The organism is Streptomyces sp. NPDC001549, from assembly GCF_042894025.1.
Classification (GTDB): domain Bacteria; phylum Actinomycetota; class Actinomycetes; order Streptomycetales; family Streptomycetaceae; genus Streptomyces; species Streptomyces kutzneri.
Genome location: NZ_JBIAVJ010000015.1, coordinates 60,334 through 76,684, shown reverse-complemented (window position 1 = coordinate 76,684; position 16,351 = coordinate 60,334). Strand labels below are relative to the sequence as shown.

At 75.1% G+C, this 16,351-nt stretch carries 12 protein-coding genes; 6 read left to right on the top strand and 6 right to left on the bottom strand.

All coding sequences use genetic code 11. The annotated features are described in order from the left end of the window. Positions 1-239: 239 nt before the first annotated feature. The gene (locus ACFY04_RS23845) at positions 240-839 is read right to left on the bottom strand and encodes an acyltransferase (RefSeq protein ID WP_351154366.1); all 600 of its coding nucleotides are present in this window, start codon (positions 837-839) and stop codon (positions 240-242) included. A 323-nt stretch (positions 840-1,162) separates the two neighbouring features. Here ACFY04_RS23845 and ACFY04_RS23840 point away from each other — a divergent pair, with 323 nt between their 5' ends. Then, complete coding sequence (locus tag ACFY04_RS23840; protein ID WP_389119421.1) at positions 1,163-2,056, top strand: ion transporter; 894 nt, start codon at positions 1,163-1,165, stop codon at positions 2,054-2,056. Positions 2,057-2,071: 15 nt separating this feature from the next. Here the strand turns inward: ACFY04_RS23840 and ACFY04_RS23835 are convergent, their stop codons facing one another. From ACFY04_RS23835 to ACFY04_RS23820, 4 genes are read right to left on the bottom strand one after another with little or no spacing between them, the layout of a single operon-like run. Beyond that, positions 2,072-5,656 carry an SAV_2336 N-terminal domain-related protein gene (locus ACFY04_RS23835; protein WP_389119420.1) on the bottom strand — a complete coding sequence of 1,195 codons (3,585 nt, stop codon included), beginning with the start codon at positions 5,654-5,656 and terminating at the stop codon, positions 2,072-2,074. Continuing rightward, positions 5,653-6,768 (bottom strand): AAA family ATPase, encoded by a 1,116-nt coding sequence (locus tag ACFY04_RS23830; protein WP_389119418.1) that lies wholly within the window; start codon positions 6,766-6,768, stop codon positions 5,653-5,655. The genes ACFY04_RS23835 and ACFY04_RS23830 overlap by 4 nt, the downstream gene beginning before the upstream one ends. A 31-nt stretch (positions 6,769-6,799) precedes the next feature. Continuing rightward, the gene (locus ACFY04_RS23825; RefSeq protein ID WP_389119417.1) at positions 6,800-8,875 is read right to left on the bottom strand and encodes a hypothetical protein; all 2,076 of its coding nucleotides are present in this window, start codon (positions 8,873-8,875) and stop codon (positions 6,800-6,802) included. Beyond that, positions 8,872-10,161, bottom strand: a complete 1,290-nt coding sequence (locus tag ACFY04_RS23820; RefSeq protein ID WP_389119415.1) for a hypothetical protein — start codon at positions 10,159-10,161, stop codon at positions 8,872-8,874. The genes ACFY04_RS23825 and ACFY04_RS23820 overlap by 4 nt, the downstream gene beginning before the upstream one ends. Positions 10,162-10,389: 228 nt before the next feature. Here ACFY04_RS23820 and ACFY04_RS23815 point away from each other — a divergent pair, with 228 nt between their 5' ends. Together ACFY04_RS23815 and ACFY04_RS23810 are read left to right on the top strand one after the other, a co-directional pair. Continuing rightward, a complete protein-coding gene (locus ACFY04_RS23815) occupies positions 10,390-11,358 on the top strand; it encodes a trypsin-like serine peptidase (protein ID WP_389119413.1) in 969 nt (322 codons plus the stop codon). A gap of 131 nt (positions 11,359-11,489) precedes the next feature. Then, a complete protein-coding gene (locus ACFY04_RS23810; protein WP_389119412.1) occupies positions 11,490-12,092 on the top strand; it encodes a TetR/AcrR family transcriptional regulator in 603 nt (200 codons plus the stop codon). Positions 12,093-12,296: 204 nt separating this feature from the next. Here ACFY04_RS23810 and ACFY04_RS23805 read toward each other — a convergent pair whose 3' ends face one another. Beyond that, a complete protein-coding gene (locus tag ACFY04_RS23805) occupies positions 12,297-13,244 on the bottom strand; it encodes an oxidoreductase (RefSeq protein WP_389119411.1) in 948 nt (315 codons plus the stop codon). 238 nt (positions 13,245-13,482) lie between these two features. Between ACFY04_RS23805 and cbiE the strand changes: the two genes are divergently transcribed. Genes cbiE through ACFY04_RS23790 form a run of 3 tightly spaced genes read left to right on the top strand, consistent with a single transcriptional unit; the run spans position 13,483 to position 16,338 of the window. After that, the gene (cbiE, locus tag ACFY04_RS23800; RefSeq protein WP_389119594.1) at positions 13,483-14,748 is read left to right on the top strand and encodes a precorrin-6y C5,15-methyltransferase (decarboxylating) subunit CbiE; all 1,266 of its coding nucleotides are present in this window, start codon (positions 13,483-13,485) and stop codon (positions 14,746-14,748) included. After that, the gene (cobM, locus tag ACFY04_RS23795) at positions 14,745-15,494 is read left to right on the top strand and encodes a precorrin-4 C(11)-methyltransferase (protein ID WP_389119409.1); all 750 of its coding nucleotides are present in this window, start codon (positions 14,745-14,747) and stop codon (positions 15,492-15,494) included. Before cbiE ends, cobM begins: the two co-directional genes overlap by 4 nt. Next, entirely contained in the window at positions 15,484-16,338 is an 855-nt protein-coding gene (locus ACFY04_RS23790; protein ID WP_389119408.1) for a cobalt-precorrin-6A reductase, read from the top strand. Before cobM ends, ACFY04_RS23790 begins: the two co-directional genes overlap by 11 nt. Positions 16,339-16,351 lie beyond the last annotated feature (13 nt).

Here is a 16,351-nt window from a genome sequence, read left to right as displayed (position 1 = left end):
GCGTCTGGATCCCCCCAGCGATGCCTCGGACCGGGACACGCGTGAACGGCAGTGTCAGCGGGCGCGGGTGTGCCCGCGCCGGCCATGGCACTGCCCCGGTGTCCTCGTCGTACACAACCCCCCACTGAACATGGCCTGTTGCCTGCTCAGATCCCGTGTGCAGGGACACGTTATGCCCACGGATGTTCATTGATTGTGGTTTTGAGGAAATGCCGGTTCCCTAAATTGCCGACATTCCGTCAGGTTCGCTCGATGAGCGTGCCGTCCTTCTCGTCGTGCAGCGCTCCGGTGCGCGGACACTCCCAGATGCCCGGCTCCCCCTCGCGCTCCACCAGGCGGACCCCGGCCCGGCCCACCCAGCCGATCCGCCGGGCCGGTACGCCCGCGACGAGCGCGAAGTCCGGCACGTCCTTGGACACGACGGCGCCGGCCGCGACGAGCGCCCAGCGCCCGACGCGCACCCCGGCCACGCACACCGAGCGGGCCCCGAGCGAGGCCCCCTCGGCGACGACGACCCCGGCCGCCTCCCAGTCGCCGTCGCGCTTGATCCGGCCCTCGGGGTCGACCGCGCGCGGGTAGAAGTCGTTGGTGAGCACCGCCGCGGGGCCGATGAAGACCCCGTCGCCGAGGACCGCGGGCTCGTAGACGAGTGCGTAGTTCTGCAGCTTCACGTGGTCGCCGATCCGTACGCCGGGCCCTACGTACGCCCCGCGCCCCACGATGCACCCGCGCCCGAGCCGGGCCTCCTCGCGGATCTGCGCCAGATCCCAGATCGTGGTTCCCTCACCGAGTTCGGCGCTCTCGTCGACCTGGGAGGAGGGTTGGATACGGACACTCACGGCGCGGTCCCCTAACGGCTGCGAGGCATGCGGAAGCACAGGTGCACGGATGCACGATGTACGGATGTACGGAGTGCTGGTGTACGAAGCGAGCATATGCGCCGAAGGGTCGCCCCACCCGCGGATCAACCGACTGTTCACGCAACGCACTTGGCCCCGGCCCGGGACGACGGGTCACAGGGGGCGCGCGGGTGCGGAACCGGGCTCCGGCTCACGTTCGGCGCATCGGGGGGCGGACCGAGGTGAAACCCGATCGGCCTTGGGGCGTTAGAGGGGTGGCCCGCCGTTTCGCCCGCGGCGCAGACGAGAGCACGAGGAGCACGATGACAGACCCGAGGCCGGCCGGACGCGGCCGGATGAAGCTGGCAGCCCGATGCCGGGTGGCCACGGAGGCCCCCGCCTTCGGGATGGTCGTCTTCTGCGCCATCCTCTTCAACGCCGCGTTGATGGGGGTGGAGACGTACAGCGGGCTCGCCGCGGAGTACCGGCTCGTGCTGCAGGGCGCGGAGAACTGCTGCCTGGCCCTGTTCACCCTGGAAATGCTGCTGCGCGTGGGCGCCTGCGCCGACCGGCCGAAAGCATTCTTCCGTGACCCGTGGAACCTCTTCGACCTCGCGGTCGTGGCCTCCGCCTTCGTCCCCCTCGTCCGCGAGAACACCACCCTGCTGCGGCTGCTGCGCCTGGCGCGGGTCCTGCGCACCGCCCGCTTCCTGCCCCACCTGCGCATCCTGCTGATCGCCGTCGGCCGCAGCCTGCCGGGCACCGCCAGCTTCCTGTTCGTCGGCGCGCTGGTCCTGTACGTGTACGCCATGGTCGGCTGGGTGTGCTTCGCGCGGTCGGACCCCGGGCACTACGGCTCGGTGGGCCGCGCGATGCTCACGCTCTTCCTGCTGACCACGCTCGACGGTCTGACCGACGCCGTCCGCGCGGGACTGCAGATCTCCCGGCTGAGCATCATCTACTACGCCTCCTACGCGCTGCTCGCCTCCTTCGTGCTGGTGAATGTACTCATCGGCGTCGTCCTCAACTCCCTGGACGAGGCACGCGAGATGGAGGACGAGGCGAACCGCGCCCCGGCGCCGGGCACGGATCCCGACGTCCGGGCACGGATCGCCACCGCCCGCCGGGCCCTGGACGAGATCGAGGCGAGCCTCCCGGTGGCGGCCGACGGCGGGCGGCCGGAACGGCAGCTGGAGGCCTCGCACAGCGGGCCCTGAGGGCCGGGGCCCCGGTCATTCGTTCCCGGGGTCGAGCAGACGGATGTCCCACGTACCGTCCGAGCGCCGGGTGGAGGCCCAGCGGTCCGGCGGCGCCACGACCGGAAACTGGCCGACGAGCGAGTCCGCCTCGAAGAGCACGCCGTCGAAGCGGACCCGGCCCCGGAAGCGTGCCTGCGCGAAGTCCACCGGCGCTTCGAAGACCGCTCTGTTGGACAGGAGCCCGCCCTCCCACGCCGCGGACGCGAAGGAGACGGCCCCGGCGAAGACCGCCTCGTTCAGCATGGCCAGGCCGTCGAAGACGGTGCGGGAGAAGTCCGCCGTACCGGCCACCTGTACCCCGTTCAGGTCCGCGGATGCCTCCATCACCGCCCGGGCGAAGGAGACGTCACGCAGGAAGACCGCGTTCTTGAACCCCGCCGAACCGTGAAAGAGCGTCCGGCGGAACGTGGCCGTGCGGTGGAAGCGGCACCGGTCGAAGTCACCGACGTGCTCGAAGACCGCACCGTCGAGGGAGACCGGCCCGTCGAAGGTGGCTCCGGCGAAACCGGCCCGGCCCGCGAAGGTGGCCCGGACGAAGGACGCGCGATCCGAGAACTCGATGTCCGCCCGGTTCCAGCCGTCCACGAACCGTGCCCGGTCGAATTCCGCCGGCCCCAGTCTGGCGGGTCCCGGAACGCTCGGCTGCAGCGCCATGAGGAGGCGCGGCAGCAGGCCGTGATCGAAGGTGGTGCCCCGGAGGTCCACCGGCGCTCCCGGCGACAGTGTCCCGAGGTAGGTTTCCTGGTCCTCGACCTCCAGATGGGCAAGGCACCGCTCGTAGCCCGGCAGCCGGATGCCGGTGCAGACCCGCGGGTCGCCCGGTGAGGCTTCGAGTCCGCACACCGGCCAGCCGATGCCCTCGTCCAGGAGCCCGCCCGCCTCGGTCAATGCCTGCCCGAGCACCCCGGCGGGCGCGTGGTCCTCGGTACACACCCATCCTTCGTCGGCGCCGCCCACCCGGCGCAGCGCGAGCCGGGCGGGCCCGAACATGTCACCCAGTTCCTCGTGCAGGCGGTCGGAGACCGCGAGGACGAGCGCCCCCGGGCGCACCGGCCGTCCCAGCAGATCCGCGATCGCGGGGTGCCGCACCAGCCGGGCGCTCTCGTCCGTGCCGCCTCCCACGGCCACGCCGAGAGAGGGGTGCATACCGTCCATGCGCCGGAATCCGTACCGGGTCATGACCCCGGGCAGTTCGATCAGGAGCCGGCCCGCCTTGGCGTGGGCGCCCGGCGCGGCGAGCGTGACGAGCAGCGGAGCGTCCCCCTCGCCGCCGGTAAGCCGCCCGGTGACGCCCGTGTACGTCATGAGCTCGGCCAGCATGGCGTGCGTCTCGGATTTCGCCGAGCTCCCGGTCGGGTGCACGCCGTCGGCGCCGGGCAGCACCGCCAGGCACACCGCGGTCTCCGCGTCCTGCGCCCGCCCGGAACCCTCCAGCACCGCGCGGAAGCCCGGTTGTTCCAGCAGGGCGTCGGCCAGCAGGAACACCATGCGGTGGGGCCAGACGGTGTGGACGACGCCGACCAGCGCGCCGTCCACGGAGACGGGGCCGCCGCGGAAGTGCGTCCAGCCCTCCGGTTCCGCGGAGAGCCTGACGAGTTCGCCGTTGCGCGCGCCGTCGTGCGGGGCCACCTCACCCGTGAGCGCGAGCGGGTCCCCCTGGTCGGTGCGGCCGTCGATCCGCAGCCGGTCCAGGCGGTGGTGGTCCCCCGCCGTCAGCCAGGGCAGCGGCTCCACGCCGACCGCCGGATCCATCAGGTCCTCCTCGGCCTGGAGCAGCAGCATCCGGGGCGCCGCCTCGTCCCACCACACCGCACGGCAGGGGATCTCCCGGTCGCCGGGCCGTACCCAGGCCACCGCGCCCGCGGGGGGCACCGCGTCCCCCACCGTGAGGACGAGGCGCGGGGTCAGCAGGGTGCCGACCTCCTGCGGCTCGGCCATCCCGTCGTGGCGGACCCGGACGACCCGGTCGGCCAGGCCCGGATCCCGTGGTGGCCGCGCCGCGAACGGCAGGGCCCCCTCGGCCACCCGGCGCACGCCCTCCCGGCCCGTGGTGACCCGGGTCGCGGAGAAGTCCGGGCCGGTGCGCCGGTTGCGGGACATGAACTCCCAGACGCGGCGCCGGACCAGCTCGCGTACGGCGGCCACGTCCCCGCGCAGCTGCGAGCCGAGCAGCGCCTCCCGTACGCCGGGCAGGAACTCGAACTCCACCTCCCCGGCGTCCTGTTCGTCCTCCCAGGCCTCGAAGAGCCCGCCGAGGGCGACCTCGGCGAGGTGGCCGTGCTCCGAGTCGCGCAGCAGGGAGCGCCGGACCAGGGTCATCACCGGCAGGGTGAGCGGTACGGCGGCCAGGTGGGCGGCGAGCTGCTGGGCCGTCGGGGAGGCGTTCGCGCGGAAGTCTTCCACCACCTCCAGGGCGCTGCGGCCGCCGCCGGGGGCCGGATCGTCCGGGGCGCTCGCGGCTGCGGGTTCCGGGTCCAGGCGCAGGCAGGCGAGGCGCCGCCACCGGCCGTCCCCGGAGACCACCCGCACCAGCCGGGCCAGGCTGCCGGAGGCGGCACCGACCACGGGGACGACGGCCGGCGGGGCGGCGCGGCGGCGGCCGGCGCGGGCGCGGCGGGCGGCCGGGATCCGCTGCCAGGAGCGGGTGGCGGCGGCCGGCCGGTCGGCGCGGACGGCGAAGGGGACGGGCCGGACGGCGCCGCGCGTCCAGAGCCGTTCGGGCAGGACGTTCAGTACGGCGACGGCGTTGTGCGCGCACCAGTGCCGGAGCATGCCCTGCACCGGGGCCTCGCGCCAGCCGCCCGCCACTGTGTCGGAGAGTACGAGGATCAGGCGGCGGCCCGCCGGGTCGGCCAGTTCCAGGGGGTTGCGGGGCGGGCCGCCGTGGCCGCGGGTGACCATCGGGGTGGCGCCGGGGCCGGTGCCGGTCAGCTGCCAGGTGCGCACGTCGCGGAAGACGCCGCTGCGGGTCAGGACGCGGCGGAGCTCGTCCACGTGGTCCGACCAGAGCAGCATGGAGTGGTGGGTGTCGACGACCAGTGCCAGGTCCAGCCAGCGGCTCTCGGCGGGGCGCAGGACCGGGGTCGTCACCATCCGTTCGATGCTGCGTTCCACGGTGAGCTGCTCGTCCAGTTCCTCCCCCGGGCCGCCGATGGAGCGTCTGCCGACGGGCCGCAGGGAGCGCATCAGGGCGAGCGGGTCGTCGAGGGAGGCGGCCCGCGGCAGCCGCAGCGGGGAGCCGCGGCGTTCCGCGCCGCCGTCGTCCGGTTTCCCGGCGGGGTCGCGCCGGGCGGCCGGGAAGAGCTGCACGGCCGGTTCGCCGCCGGCCGGGGCGTCCGTGCCGGGTGCGGGGCCGGGCTCGGGTGAAGGGGTGCCGGGGGGCGGCGGCCGCTCGCCCGGCGGGCCGGCGCCGGGCGCCCCGGGCGGGCGGGCCTCGCGGCCCGGGTCCACCCGGGCCGCGAGCCACAGGATGTCGGCGATCTCCTCCGCGCCGATGCCGGTGTTCGGGACGCTGCCGTCGGCGCCGTCGGCGAGGGCCGCGAGCAGCTTCTCGATCACGCCGTGGGCCCGGTCAGGTGCTGCATGACGGTGGCGAGGAAGCGTTCTCGGTCGGCGGGCGCGGACCAGGCACCGGCGAGGCGGAGCTGGATGGCGTTGAGGAGCTGGTCGGTGGCGAGGTCGCCGTCCTCGCCACGGTCGAGGAAGGCCTGGACGAGGTCCTGGTACTCCTCGCCGGATTCGATGTCGACGCCGAGCCGGCGGCGCACGATGCGGGCGAGCTTGTCCGGTCCGGGCGGCTCCAGGTGGAGGCGGACGCAGCGGCGCAGGAAGGCGGGCGGGAAGTCGCGTTCGCCGTTGCTGGTGAGGACCACGATGGGGAAGTAACGGCACTGGACGCGGCCCTGGGTGATCCGTACGGCCGCGTCGGGGTCGTCGTCGGTGCCGATGGCGACGGTGGGGTCCTCCTGGGCGAGGCGGGCGAGTTCGGGGATCAGGAAGCCGCCGTCCTCGAAGACGGTGAGGAGGTCGCCGGGGAGGTCGATGTCGCTCTTGTCGATCTCGTCGACGAGCAGCACGCGGGGGCGGTCCTGCGGGAGCAGGGCGGTACCGAGGGGGCCGAGGCGCAGATAGCGGGAGATGGAGGGGGCGGACGGGACGGCGGCGGTGTCCGGCGCGGGCGCTGGCACGGGTACGGGCACGGATACGGGTACGGCTGCGGCGGGGTGCGCGCCCGGTGTGCGCAGCTGCTCCAGGCCGGCCTCCTGGAGGCGGCCGATGGCGTCGTACAGGTACAGCCCGTCCCGCAGTACGGTCCGGCTGGTGATCGGCCAGTGCAGTACGGGGCCCAGGTTCAGGTCGGAGGCGATGCTGTACGCGAGCGTGGACTTGCCGACGCCCGGCTTCCCGGTGACGAGCAGCGGCCTGCGCAGGTGGAGGGCCGTGTTGACGACGTCCTTCTCCGGCTCGTCGGGTACGTAGCCCTCGCCGCGGCGCCAGGTGCGCTCCCAGGCCGCTCCGGCGCACCCGGGCGGCGCGTATCCGGGGTCGGGGGCGCCGGTGAAGTCCCGCCAGGGTGGCGGGAATCCGGCCTCCAGGCGGGCGCGCCGGTCCGCGCCCTCGCCGGTCCCGTGGTACAGCCACCAGTCCTTCGCCACTGCCTCTGCCTCCATCTTCGGTTCCGCCGTCTGTCGGTGGTCGGGGTCAGGCCAGGGACCGGAGGCCCGGCATGTCGTCGGGATCGTCCCACAGGAGCACCAACTGGTCTCCCCCTGTGGGCGGTTGCTGGACGCGTGCGGCTCCCCCGGCGGCGCCGGCGGCCGCCCGGCGCACCTCCCGCACGCGTGCGGGCAGGGCCAGTACGTCCAGTGCGCCGGGGTCGGGGCGGCCGTCCGGCCCAGCCGGGGCCAGCAGGTCGAGGAGTGCGGGCGCGGGCAGGCCGCCGCCGCGCCGCCATACGGCCACCGGGAGCCCGCCTTCGAGTACGGCCTCCAGCAGCCCGGCGTGCGGGGCGGCCGTGGTGTGCGCGAGGACGCAGGCGGGCGGTGGCTGCGCGGCCAGCTCCATTCCGAGCGCGTCGGTGACCTCCTCGTCCGTGACGACGCGTACGGCGTCGGGGTGCCGGCCGCCCTGGGCGTGCAGCCAGCGCCAGGCGCCGTGCCACTCGGCCCGGGTGTCCGCCCGCTCCTGCGGGCAGCGCACCACCACCTGGTGGAGCAGGCCGAGGGCGCGGCGCCGGCCGGCCGGTCCGCGGGGCACCGGCCACTGGTCGAAGTCGGCGTCGAGCAGTTCGTACGGCACGTGGAACTCGATGCGGTCCACCGCGGCGTACGCCTGCCGCCCGGCCTCGCCGTCCGGCCCGCCACCGGTGTCCGACGCGCCGCCGATCAGGGCGAGTTGCCGTACGAGCTCCTCCCGCACCCCGTCCAGCGTGACCGGCTGCCCCTCCGACTCCCAGATGTGCCGGGCCCGTTCGCCCCGCAGCCACATCCGGGCCAGGTATCCGGGCTCCCCTCCCGGCGGTGTCTCCAGCCGGACGTGCACGACCATCCTGCGGGCCGGGGGCGGGGGCGGGGGCAGCACCGGCAGGGCGAGGCGCTCGCGGGTGGCCCGTACCCAGTCCCCGAGCCGGGCCGCCCACCGCGCGTCGCCCGCGGCGGCGGCCCGGTCCGCGAGGAACCGTACGAAGGGCACCGCCAGTGGCATCCCGCCGCGCCCGCCCTGCCGCTCGTCCAGGTCCTGGACCACCTCCAGCAGGCCGTCCCCCGGCAGGCCGCCGCGCGCCGGGGTGGTGCAGCCGGCCGCCTTGAACGCCCAGGCGTAGGCCTCGTAGGCGCAGCGCGGCAGCTCGCGGCCCTCGAAGAGCTCGCCGAGCCCGTCCCAGGCCGTCTGGTCGAGCCTGGCGGCCCGGGGCAGTGCGGCCCGGGGCAGGTCGTCGTCGAGGAAGGAGCAGGCGTCCCAGTCCCGGTCGACGATGAACTGCGGCAGCTGCCAGCCCTCGCCGCGCTCGCGCAGCTCCTGGAAGGTGCGGTGGATGCTGAGGGCGGCGCCGGGCAGCCCGCTGACGCTCTCCCGTACGGACCGTCCGCCCAGTTCGCCGAGCAGGGCCTCGGTGAACCGGCCGGCGCCGCGCTCGGGGTCGTTCTGCGCAACCTCGCCCTCGCGGGAGGCGTAGAGCCGGAACTGGCGCCGGCCCGGCACCGAACTCCCGCCGCCGTAGTCGGTGTTGCCGAAGTTCCAGCGGGTGTCGCGGGGCGCGTCGACCCGGCAGGAGTCCACGAGTGCGGCCTGGAGCGGGAAGCGGCGCTGTTTGACGAGGTCGGTCCGCCACCAGCGCAGCGCCGAGTCGAGGTTGAGGTGCCTGATCTGGCTGGGGCGGGCGTCGGCGCAGGGCAGCATCAGCTCCTGGCGCGGCCCGAGGTAGCCGTGTCCGGCCCAGAAGATCCAGAGCAGGTCGCCGTCGCACTGCGGGAGTTCGTCGAGCAGTGCCGACTTCACGTTCTCCTCGGTCGCCGGCCGGCAGGCCGTGCGCAGGGCGGTCATCGCCGGGGAGTCCGTCCAGTCGAGGTCGCCCGGATCGTCGAGTGGGGAGAGCAGCAGCCGGACGTTGCCGGGCGGTACCTCGGCGGGGCCGGTCAGCCACCGGGCGAAGCGCAGGGCGTCGCGGGCCGGGCCGCGCAGGTTCCAGCGGTGGCTGATGTCGTAGCGCTCGACCCCGGCGACGAGCGCGAAGGTGCGCTGCGGTCCGAGGGCCGGGGGCAGGAAGTCGGCGGGAGTCACCCGATCTCCGCCTCGGTCACCGCCTGTTCGATGCGCTCGTAGAGGGAGTCCTGTTTCCAGTAGGCGCTGTGGCAGGCCGGGAAGGGCTGGCCGCTGCGGACCTCGTGGTCGCTGACGCGCGCGTCGCCGGGGAAGACGGGTGCGGCGAGGTAGGAGAGCACGTCGTGCCGGTCGTAGACGTTGAGCCAGCGCGGGAAGCCGTACGGGAGTTTCGCGCCGGGTTCGAGCGCGGTGAGGGCGCCCAGTTCGTGGAGGAACGGGGCCTGGGAGCCGACGGTGACCAGCAGCTCGGCCCCGGGGACGGCCTCACCGCGGGCGGCGGCGAGGGTGAGGAGGTCCACCAGGGCGATCCCGCCGAGGCTGTGGCCGATGAGTACGGTCGGCCCCGGATCGGCGGTGATCCGGGCGTGCAGGAACTCCCGCAGCTCGTGGCCGCGGGACTGGTAGCGCAGGATGTCGCCGAGCACGGGGGTGGCGCCGACGGTGAGGGAGCCGCGCCGGGCGTCGAGGAGGGGCTGGGTGGTGACCCGCAGGGCGAGCCGGCCGAGGACGGCGGCCACGCGCGCGCCGGGAACCCGGCCGTCACCGCCGAGGCGGGTGGTGAGCAGCTCGACGAGGCGGTCGCGTTCGGCGCCGGTGCAGTCGGCCTCGTCGGTGGCGGCGGCGAGGGCGGCGGCGGTCACGGCCCGGGCGAGGGCGGTGGCCAGCTCGCGGGCCTGCGGCTCGTCGGCGGCGCGGGCCGCTGCCCGGGCCGCTTCGGCGGAGCCGGCGGCAGCGTCCAGGGCGGCGGCGAAGCCCGCGGCGAGGCCGGTGCCGTGCAGCAGGGCGCCGAGCTCGTCCCCGGTCGGTGGCGGCGCGGGCGGTAAGCCTTCGAGCAGCGCGAGCACCCGGGCTCCGGCGGCCTGTACGCCGGGCATCGCGAAGGCGTCGCCGTACCCGGCGTCCTCGTCGTACGCGTCGCCGGCGTCACCCCGGTCACCCCGGTCACCGGGGCCCGCCCAGCCCGCCTCGGCCAGGACCCGCAGCTCGCACAGCGGGTCGGCCAGCAGCAGCGCCCACTCGGCCGTCTCCGCGTCCACGGGGTCGGGCGCACCCTGCGGCCCGGGGCGCAGTCCCGGCACCGAACGGCCGCCCGCGCCGAGGGTCGCGCCGAACCGGTCGCCCCAGTAGCAGGAGTCGACGGCCGCTCCGGGGAATCTGGCCGTCAGCCGCTCACGGACCTGGGCGAACAGCCGATCGTGCCGCTCGCGCCGTACCCCCGTACCGTGGACAAAGAGAAAACGCATCGCAGCCCGGCCCCCCTCGCGCAGTCGTCCCCCGCCCGGCACCATAGCCCGCTGGGGGTAACAGGGGCCATGGAACGCCGAGTTCGGCGTGCGCGGGCGGATCGGGGGCCGCCGGCGGGGGTACCGGGGGCGGGGGCTGTGAGCACGGACACGCCCGGCCGCCGGAACCCGGACCGCCGCTCCCCCATCGAACGAAGAGTCTGAATGCGTCTGGGGCGGGAGTACCACATGGTTGGCAGGGTTGACGAGCGGGAACGGCAGCGGGGCCGGGCCGCCCCGCGGGGCTCCATGGTCGTCGGCCTCCTGTGCACCGTGGTCCTCGCGGGCGTCGGCTACGTCGCCTGGGAGCTGCGCGGCATCGCCGCGAACCGCGCGGACGGCGATCCGGCGCAAGGCGTCTACCGGCAGGACCCCGAGCGCGCCGACAAGACGGCGGCCTCGGTGCTGGACGGGATCGCGCGGGAGGACCCGGAGCCGCCGACGGACGGCAAGGCCTTCGGGGACGGCGGCAACCCGGTGGACTGGCGGTACGCCGGGTGGCAGCCCTCCGATCCCCTGGAGGCCCGGCCCACCCCGGCCGAGCCCGCCGTCGGCGCGCTCTTCTCCCCCGGCGGCGACGGCGACCCCGACCACCACTGCTCGGCCGTCGTGGTCCACTCCCCGCGGGGCGACCTGATCGCCACCGCCGCGCACTGTGTGTACGCCGGCGGCTTCCGCACCAACCTCGCCTTCGCGCCCGGCTACCGGGACGGCGTGGCCCCGTACGGCATCTGGGTGCCGACCCGGATCGACGTGGACCCGCGCTGGACGCAGGACCAGGACCCCGACCACGACATCGCCTTGGTCCGGCTGCGCCGGCCGGGCTATCCGGGGCAGCGGCTGGAGGACGTCACGGGGGCCCTGACCATGGACTTCGGGACCGAACTGCCGGCTCCCGCCCGGCTCATGGGCTACCCGAACCACGCCGAGCAGCCGCTGGAGTGCCGGAACACCGCCGTCCCGGCCGGGCCGGCGCAGGTGCGCCTGGACTGCGCGGACGTACCCAACGGCACCAGTGGCGGCCCCATGACGACCGGCCGCAGCGCCCTGATCGGGGTGATCGGCGGCCGCGACGGGGGCGGGGACGAGGAGACCACGTACAGCGTCCGCTTCGGCGACGCGGCCCGCGCCCTGTACGAGCGCTCCGCCACCTCCTGAGCGTCCGGTCGCCCTGGAGGCTTCCGGGGCTTCTGGAAGACCGTTCCGGAACGGTTCTCCCGTTTCCGGGAGTTGCTAGGCTCGCCGGCACGGATTTCGGACACCAGGACGCACACCGACGGGACGGCACCGTGTCTCCTAAGCAACAGCGTGGCGAGGCCACCGTCGACCTGCTCCTGACCACCGCCCTGCGGGTGTTCGCCGAGTCCGGCCAGCAGGGCTTCACCGTGAACGCGGTCGTCTCGGCCGGCGGGGTCAGCCTCGGCAGCCTCTACCACCATTTCGGCAGCTTCGACGGTCTCGCCGCCGCCCTCTACATCCGGTGCATGGACGAGCTGTGCGACGCCGTGATCGCCGCCCTCACCCGGTGCCGCACGGCCCGCACCGGGGTGCGCGCGTGGGTGACGGCCTACCTGACGTTCACCCAGGAACACCGGGACGTGGCGCTGTTCCTGCACGCCTCCGCCTATTCCGGTTATCTGGTGGCCCACGCCGAGGAGATCGGCGCGGCCAAGGCGGAGAAGTTCGCGGCCATCATGCGGTGGCTGGGGGTGCGCATGGAGCGCGGCGAGATCGCCCCGCTCCCGGCGCCCGTGGTCGAGGTGCTGGTCATGGGCCCGCTCGCGGAGGCCGCCCGGCGCTGGCTGTCCAGCACCTACGAGATCGACCTCACCGAGGCCGCCCGCTACCTCCCCGACCACATCTGGCGCTCCCTGCGCCCCGAGCCCGCCTGAGATCCCGCCCGGCCCGGCCCGGACCCCGGCCGTGACGGTCGATGCGGTCGTGACGGCCGCGGGTTTCTGGGTGGTTGTCCGGCTCGTCATCGTTCATGCCGCAGATTCTGCTGTGCAGGGGGCGCTCGGGGCAGGTCCGCGCCGGGGCGCCCGGAGGCAACCCGGGGGCGGACGGACTCACTTCGGGACGCCCGCGCGATCCGCTCAGCGCGGCAGGGCGGCGTACGAGACTCCCGTGAGCTTCTCGGAGGCCGCCCACAGCAGCTCGCCGGTGCTGTCGTCGAGGGTCCACCCGGCTCGCCAGGACCGTGCGGGCGCCCCGCGCCAGCCGAACCGCGGGCCGATGAACGTGTCCGGCCGGACCCCGGGCGCGGTGGCCGCGTAGAGGGTGGGCAGCGCGCCGGAGGCGGTGGGCTGGGCGAGGACCGCGTTGCCGATCGCGGCCACGCGCGAGTTGAGGGTGGGGCCCTCCAGCTTCGACGCTCCGGAGTGGAGGTTGCTGGAGGCGTAGCCGGGGTGGGCGGCGACGGCGGTGACCGGGGAGCCGGCGGCCGTGAAGCGCCGGGACAGCTCGTGGGTGAAGAGCAGGTTGGCGGTCTTGGAGCGGCCGTAGGCGATCCAGCGCCGGTAGCCGTGCTCGCCGCCCGGGTCGGCGAGGTCCGCGTCGTCGGGGCCGATCCTCCCCAGGACGTGGAAGCCGCTGGAGACGTTGACGATCCGGGCCCCGGGGGCGGCGGCGCGCAGTCGCGGCAGCAGCAGTCCGGTCAGGGCGAAGTGCCCGAGGTGGTTGACCCCGATCTGCGTCTCGAACCCGTCGGCGGTCCTCCCGTAGGGCAGGGCCATCACCCCCGCGTTGTTGATCAGCAGGTCCAGCGAGGCGTGCCGCTGCCCGTACCCGGCGGCGAACTCCCGTACGGAGGACAGGTCGGCGAGGTCCAGCGGCATGAATTCCGCCTGCGCCCCCGGCACTTCCGCACGCAGCCGGATGAGGGCCGCCCGGCCGCGGGCCGCGCTGCGGCAGGCCAGCACCACCGAGGCGCCGCGCCGGGCGAGCTCGCGGGCCGTGACGTAACCGATCCCGCTGTTGGCCCCGGTCACGACGGCGCTGCGGCCGCTCTGGTCGGGGATGTGCGTGGCGTTCCAGCCCGGCATGGCGGCTCCCTCGTGAGGCAGTGGGTTACCGAGGGTAGCCCGAGGAGGTTCCGCCGGTGCCGCCGGGCCGGGGCCAGGACGGGGCCAGGGCTGGGCCAGGGCGGGGGCCAGGGCGGAGCCAGGGCTGGGGCCAGGGCGGGGCGGGGCGCGGATCCGCAGGCCAGTAGGCTGCGCGGGTCCGCCCTGTTTCCCCCTCCCGTCCCCGAGGAACCGCGCAGTGAGCTCCCCGCCGCCCCCCATGCCCGTGACGGTCGTCGGCCTCGGCGCGGACGGCTGGGCCGGGCTCTCCCCCGCCGGCCGCTCCGCACTGTCCTCGGCCGAGGTGCTGATCGGCGGGCCGCGCCAGCTGGACCTGCTGCCGGCCGCCGAGTGCGCCGGTGAGCGGGTGGCCTGGCCGAGCCCGCTGCGGCCCGCCGTGCCGAAGCTGATGGCCGAGCACGCCGGCCGCCGGATCGCGGTGCTGGCCAGCGGTGACCCGATGTTCTACGGGATCGGCCGGGCCCTCGCCGAGGAGCTCGGGCCGCGGTCCCTGCGGGTCCACCCGCACCCCTCGTCGGTGTCCTACGCCTGCGCCCGCCTGGGCTGGCCGGTGGAGGACACCGAGGTGGTCACGATGGTCGGCCGCCCGCTGGCCCGGCTGGCGGCCGCGCTCCACGAAGGGCGCCGGGTGCTGGTGCTCAGCGCCGGAGCGGCGTCCCCCGGTGAGATCGCCGCCCTGCTGCGGGAGCGGGGCTTCGGCCCGAGCCGGATGCGGGTGCTGGAACAGCTCGGGTCCGAGCGCGAGGACACGTACGAGGGCCACGCCGACGGCTGGGACCACGCGCCCGGCGATCCCCTGAACGTGGTCGCGCTCGACTGCCGCCGGGACCCGGCCCACGACGCACCGCGCCTCGGCGCGACCCCCGGCCTGCCGGACACCGCGTACGAACACGACGGGCAGCTCACCAAGCGCCACGTCCGGGCCGCGACCCTGTGCGCGCTGGCCCCGGCCCCCGGCGAGCTGCTGTGGGACATCGGCGGCGGCTCCGGCTCCATCGGCATCGAGTGGATGCGTACGCACCCCTCGTGCCGGGCGGTGGCCGTGGAGCGCGTCCCGGAGCGGGCCGCACGCATCACCCGCAACGCGGCGGCGCTCGGCGTACCCGGCCTGCGCGTGGTCATCGGCGCCGCACCGCAGGCACTGGCCGGGCTGCCGGCCCCCGACGCCGTGTTCATCGGCGGCGGGCTGACCGCGCCCGGCCTGCTGGACGCGGTCTGGGACGCGCTGGCCCCCGGCGGCCGGCTGGTGGTCAACACCGTCACCCTGGAGTCGGAGGCGGTGCTCGCCGAGCGCTACCGGCGCCACGGCGGCGAACTGGTGAAGCTCGCCGTCGCGCACGCCGTGCCGGTCGGCGGTTTCACGGGCTGGCGGCAGGCGATGCCGGTCACCCAGTGGTCAGTGACGAAGCCGGACGGGACGGCCGCCGGGCCGACCGGGCCGACCGAGCAGAAGGATCGAACATGACCGTGTACTTCATCGGTGCGGGCCCCGGCGCCGCCGACCTGATCACGGTGCGCGGCGCCCGGACCCTGGCCGCCGCCCCCGTCTGCCTGTACGCGGGCAGCCTCGTGCCGCGCGAACTGCTGGCCGAGTGCCCGGCGGACGCCCGCCTGGTCGACACCTCGCAGCTCAACCTGGACGAGATCATCGCCGAGTGCGTACGGGCCCACGCGGCGGGCCAGGACGTGGCACGGCTGCACTCCGGCGACCCGTCGATCTTCAGCGCGGTCGCGGAGCAGATGCGGCGGCTCGACGCGGCCGGCATCTCCTACGAGGTCGTCCCGGGTGTCCCGGCCTTCGCCGCGGCCGCCGCCGCCCTCAAGCGGGAACTGACCGTCCCCACCGTCGGGCAGACCGTGATCCTGACCCGGATCGCCCAGCAGGCCACCCCGATGCCGCCCGGCGAGGACCTGGCCACGCTGGGCCGCAGCGGCGCGCTGCTGGTGCTGCACCTGGCCACCCGCTACGTGGACCGGGTCGTCGACGAGCTGCTGCCGCACTACGGGGCCGAGTGCCCGGTGGCGGTCGTGGCGATGGCCAGCCGCCCCGACGAGCTGATCCTGCGCGGCACCCTGGCCGACATCGCCGCGCAGGTGAAGGAGCACGGGCTGGTGCGCACCGCCGTCATCGTGGTGGGCCGCACGCTCGGCGCGGAGCAGTTCCGCGACAGCCACCTGTACTCGCCCGAGCGCGACCGGCATGTCTGCTGACGTGGCTCCGGTCCACGTCCTGATCCTGGGCGGCACGACGGAGGCCCGGCGCCTCGCGGAGGCGCTGGCCGGGGCGGGAGTGGGCTCGGCACCGGACGCCCGGCCGGCGGACAGCCCGGTCCCCGCCCCGTCGGCCGTCCCGTCGGCCGCCCCGTCGGCCGCGCCGGAGGCGATCCGGTACCGGGTGACCACCTCACTCGCAGGGCGGGTTGCCGCCCCCGTGCTGCCGCCCGGCGAGACGCGCATCGGCGGCTTCGGCGGTCCCTCCGGGCTGGCGGCGTGGATCACCACCCACCGGGTCACCCACCTGGTGGACGCCACTCACCCGTTCGCGGAGCGGATGAGCTTCAACGCGTCAGAGGCGGCGGCCCTTTCGGGGATACCGCTGCTGGCGCTGCGCCGCCCCGGCTGGACGCCGGAGCCGGGTGACGACTGGACCTTCGTGGACTCCCTGGAAGAGGCGGCCGGCCGACTGCCCGGCCTCGGCACCCGCGCCTTCCTCACCACCGGCCGGATGGGCCTGCACACCTTCGCCGGGCTCACCGACACCTGGTTCCTGGTGCGTTCGGTGGACCCGCCGGCGCCGCCGGTGCCCCCGCGCCTGGAAGTCCTGCTGGCCCGGGGCCCGTTCACCCTGGACGACGAGCGGGAGCTGCTCGCACGGCACCGGATCGACGTCCTGGTGACGAAGGACAGCGGCGGCTCGGCCACCGCCCCCAAGCTGACGGCGGCCCGCGAAGCGGGCATCCCGGTGGTGGTCGTGCGCCGGCCCCCGGTTCCGGCGGGAGTCGCGGAGACCGGCTCGGTCGAGGCCGTCCGCACCTGGCTGCGCACGAGCCGCTAGGAAAAGGGATTGC